Source organism: Pseudomonas sp. MWU16-30323 (assembly GCF_020515595.1).
GTDB lineage: Bacteria > Pseudomonadota > Gammaproteobacteria > Pseudomonadales > Pseudomonadaceae > Aquipseudomonas > Aquipseudomonas yamanorum.
Genome location: NZ_JAIWYM010000073.1, coordinates 1 through 1466 on the forward strand (window position 1 = coordinate 1; position 1466 = coordinate 1466).

The window sequence follows — 1466 nt, forward strand, 5'->3', positions numbered from 1 at the left end:
CATCCCTTTCAAGGTCTTGGTTTAAAATCCCCTAACCAATCCAGTCAGGACGACGAAACTATGTGGGAAAAGGTTTTAGAACGGTTTGAAAAACAGGCGCCGGCCAGCGTCATGACCAAGTTGATATTAGAGCAGGCAGTAGATGCCGCTTGGGTTGACAAGGTGTTCGATGATCACCGCCAACGGCAGTACTCACGTGAGCTTTTGTTTTCAACCGTTGTTGAGCTGATGTCCCTTGTTTCATTGGGCTTGAGGCCGTCGTTGCACGCGGCGGCGCGCAAGATGGAGGGCCTTTCGGTCAGTGTTTCGGCACTCTATGACAAGATCAAGCGGACCGAACCCGAGCTGCTTCGCGCCCTCATTTCGGGCAGTGCCGAGCGTTTGATACCGACCGTCGAAACGCTCGGCCATTCATCGATCCTACCCGGTTGGCAGTTGCGTATTGTGGATGGCAACCACCTGCCGGCCACTGAAAAACGTCTTGGCGCTCTGCGCAATGAGCGCGGCGCAGCGCGCCCAGGATTTTCAGTAGTTGCCTACGATCCGGATCTGGATTTAGTCGTTGATCTTCAGCCGTGGGAAGATGCCTACGCCAGTGAGCGAGTCAGTGTTTTACCGCTGCTGGCCCGCGCATGCGCGGGCCAGTTGTGGATGGCTGACCGGCTCTATTGCACGCTCCCCGTCCTGCAAGCCTGCGAGGACACGGGGGCTTCGTTCATCGTTCGCCAACCCAGCAAGCATCCACGCCTGGTCCAGGAAAGTGAGTGGCAAGACTCAGGAACGGTCGATAGCGGAACCGTTCGCGAACAAATCATCGAAGTGAAGGGCGGCCGCCGCTGGCGACGTGTTGAGTTGAGCCTGCAAACGGCGAATGACTCAGGCGATTTGGTGATGTGGTTCTGGAGCAATTTGCCCGACACCATCGGTGCCCAGCAGATAGCCGATTTATACCGTCGTCGCTGGAGTATCGAGGGAATGTTTCAGCGCCTTGAGTCGGTACTGGACAGTGAAATTGCAGGCCTTGGCAGCCCGAAAGCCGCGCTATTGGGCTTTGCCTCAGCGGTCCTGGCTTACAACGTTTTGTCGGTTCTCAAGCGTAGCGTTGAACAGGCGCACCGCGAAACGCAGCCAGAGGGTTGGGAGGTTTCGATTTTCCACTTGGCGGTGCATGTTCGCAGTGATTATCAAGGCTTGCAGATCGCATTGCCTGCGGAAAATTTCCCTCTTGAAAAGACTCCGCAAGGGCTGGCAGAGCGATTGCTGGCCCTGGCAAGGATGATCAAACCTAAGTCCGTAGCAAAAAGCCCTCGTGGCCCCAAAGTAGCCAAGCCCAAGGAGTGGCTGGAAGGTAAGGCGGCACGGGCGCATGTCTCAACAGCTAGGGTGCTTAAGGCGGCTAAGTCGGATAAACGTACTTAAACATGGCCTTAAACGGGCTTTTAAACGCAGACCTTGAAAGGGATGGC

Annotated in this window: 1 protein-coding gene; it reads left to right on the forward strand. The window is 55.9% G+C overall.

The window, feature by feature from the left end; genetic code table 11:
• The first annotated feature begins 111 nt into the window (after positions 1-111).
• The gene (locus LIY45_RS30445; RefSeq protein ID WP_226478701.1) at positions 112-1419 is read left to right on the forward strand and encodes an IS4 family transposase; all 1308 of its coding nucleotides are present in this window, start codon (positions 112-114) and stop codon (positions 1417-1419) included.
• The last annotated feature ends 47 nt before the right edge of the window (positions 1420-1466 follow it).

Excerpts from the sequence above, each read along its gene's own strand:
- LIY45_RS30445 (WP_226478701.1), top strand. The coding sequence starts at position 112 with ATGACCAAGTTGATATTAGAGCAGGCAGTAGATGCCGCTTGGGTTGAC.